The organism is Cohnella xylanilytica (assembly GCF_014212175.1).
Taxonomy (GTDB): domain Bacteria; phylum Bacillota; class Bacilli; order Paenibacillales; family Paenibacillaceae; genus Cohnella; species Cohnella xylanilytica.
This window is the reverse complement of record NZ_JACJVR010000154.1, coordinates 1-1932: the sequence shown is the minus strand read 5'-3', so window position 1 is coordinate 1932 and position 1932 is coordinate 1. Positions and strand designations below refer to the sequence as shown.

At 59.8% G+C, this 1932-nt stretch carries 2 protein-coding genes and 1 pseudogene; all 3 read left to right on the top strand.

The window, feature by feature from the left end; all coding sequences use genetic code 11:
• The first annotated feature begins 712 nt into the window (after nucleotides 1-712).
• Nucleotides 713-1084 carry an NADH-quinone oxidoreductase subunit A gene (locus tag H7B90_RS31745; RefSeq protein WP_185139915.1) on the top strand — a complete coding sequence of 124 codons (372 nt, stop codon included), beginning with the start codon at nucleotides 713-715 and terminating at the stop codon, nucleotides 1082-1084.
• A complete protein-coding gene (locus H7B90_RS31740; RefSeq protein ID WP_185139914.1) occupies nucleotides 1069-1587 on the top strand; it encodes a NuoB/complex I 20 kDa subunit family protein in 519 nt (172 codons plus the stop codon). The genes H7B90_RS31745 and H7B90_RS31740 overlap by 16 nt, the downstream gene beginning before the upstream one ends.
• A pseudogene (locus H7B90_RS31735) lies at nucleotides 1584-1932 on the top strand (NADH-quinone oxidoreductase subunit C); the annotation flags it as partial. The gene H7B90_RS31740 and the pseudogene H7B90_RS31735, both read left to right, overlap by 4 nt.

Sequence of the window (1932 nt, the reverse complement as noted above, 5' to 3'; positions counted from 1 at the left end):
AGCTCTCCACCGTTTACCTCTTGCCAAAACGGCTGAAATCCTGCGAATGAGTGAGCATTTGTGAGCAATCCCCTTAAATACGAGGGACGGACCCAGAAGACGCTAATTCGTTGGAAATGGGCGAATTTGAATTCTAACGGATCGTACAGACGTTATTTCGTTTCGGATGCCCGCATTTCCCCTCGATTGGCCGAAATAAGAACGCCTGAGTCCGTTAGATTTTCAAAATGGGCTTTTGACGCTAAATAGCGACTCCTGAATCCGTTAGAGCTTGTACCGATGAACCCGTGGGATGGGTTCCTATAGTAACGTCGATATTGGCATCCGAATCCAACGATTTCCGGACAAGTTCCGTTTGTCAAATGGTCATCCCAAGTTTTTTTGTGTGACGGTGCCTGCGAGCTAAATGGCGACTCCCGAGTTCGTTAGAGAACGGGCCCATGGACCGGTGCCCCGTCATTCCGATTCCGTTCCGTTACGGTTCTTGCCGGCGGCGGACAGAGCATAAAGTAACATAGAAAGGAAGGTGCATAATCCCGAACGAAAGACTTCGTTATCTCGCGGGCCGCTTGTCCGGCCCGAGGCCGGATTCGCGGCCGCCGAACGGTGTAAACGCTTTACTCGTGGACGCCATTGGGAGCTTTTGTTATAATTGTGGGGGAAATTTACCTCGTTTGCAGTCTCTTCATTCCAGTTCGCCGGAGGCGATGATGTGGAGAAATACGCAAATTCGTACGTCATTGTAACCGTCTTCCTACTTCTCGGCATCGCGTTCCCGATCGCGGTGCTGTGGATCGGCAAGCAGCTTCGTCCGAGCAAGCCGACCCCGGAGAAGGAGACCACCTACGAGAGCGGCAACGATCCGGTCGGAGACAGCCAGATCCGATTTAACGTCAGGTATTATCTGTACGCGCTAATGTTCGTGGTGTTCGACGTCGAGACCGTGTTTCTCTACCCCTGGGCCGTAGCCTACAAGAAGCTCGGCCTTTTTGCGCTTGCGGAGATGGTCGTGTTCGTCGGCTTATTGCTCGTCGGCCTCGTCTATGCCTGGAGGAAGAAGGTGCTGCAATGGAATTCGATCTGACGAAGATTAGCCCCGAAGACGTGCAGGAGCTCGAGAGGAACGTCTTCATCGGAAGCATCGAGTCGCTGAAGGGCTGGGTGCGCAGCAACTCGCTGTGGCCGCTCACCTTCGGGCTCGCCTGCTGCGCCATCGAGATGATGGCGGCGGGAGCCCCGCACTACGATCTCGACCGGTTCGGCGTCATGTTCCGGACGTCTCCGCGGCAGGCGGACGTCATGATCGTGTCGGGCACCGTCACGAAGAAGATGGGTCCGCTGCTCCGCCGGCTGTACGACCAGATGCCGGAGCCGAAGTGGGTCATCGCGATGGGCTCGTGCGCGACGGCCGGGGGTCCCTATATCAAGTCCTATTCCGTCATCAAGGGCGTGGACCAGATCGTCCCCGTCGACGTATACATTCCGGGTTGCCCGCCGAACCCGGCGGCGCTCATTTACGGCATTAACAAGCTCCAGGAGAAAATCCGCTACGAAGCCAAGACCGGGAAGCGGGTGACGAGCGGATGAGCGAGGAAGAGAAGCGCGAGGCGGAGGCTCCCGAGACGGCGAACAGCGAAGGCTCCGAGCGGGAGCCGGAGGCGGAGACGGCGGGGAGCGAAGCCGCCGAGCCCGCGAAGCCGTCGGCAGAGCCGACCCCCGCCGCGGCAGAGGCCTCGTCTGCGGATGCAGAGCCGCCGCCGGTCGCAGCTGAGTCGCCGCCGCCGGCCGAGGCTCCTCCCGCCGCGGCGCCGGCTCCTCCCGCCGCGGAAGTCGGCGAAGCGCCCGTCCGCCGCAAGGAGACGGACGAAGAGAAGGCCGCCCGGCGCAAGGCGGCGCTCGAGGCCCGCGAAGCGGCCAAAGCCGCAGCCGCCC

What these genes read in the sequence shown, in the direction of transcription:
- H7B90_RS31740 (WP_185139914.1), top strand. Translation starts at nt 1,069, where the DNA reads ATGGAATTCGATCTGACGAAGATTAGCCCCGAAGACGTGCAGGAGCTC.